Here is a 228-nt window from a genome sequence, read left to right on the forward strand (position 1 = left end):
GCCTCGAACGCCGCGCGCGCCATGCCGACCGCCTGGGCGGCGATGCCGATGCGGCCGCCTTCGAGGTTGGCCAGGGCGATGCGGTAACCCTCGCCCTCCTCGCCCAGGCGCAGCGTGGCCGGGATACGCAGGTCGTTGAAGGCCAGCTGGCAGGTGTCCGAGGCGTGCTGGCCGAGCTTGTCCTCGATCCGCACCACCTCGTAGCCGGGCGTGTCGGTGGGCACGATG

1 pseudogene is annotated in these 228 nt (G+C 72.4%); it reads right to left on the bottom strand.

Annotated features, from left to right (window positions below):
• A pseudogene (locus ACLJNW_RS29260) lies at positions 1-228 on the bottom strand (acyl-CoA dehydrogenase); the annotation flags it as partial.

It is taken from the genome of Salmonella sp. SAL4457 (assembly GCF_046548235.1).
Classification (GTDB): Bacteria; Pseudomonadota; Gammaproteobacteria; order Enterobacterales; family Enterobacteriaceae; genus Salmonella; species Salmonella enterica.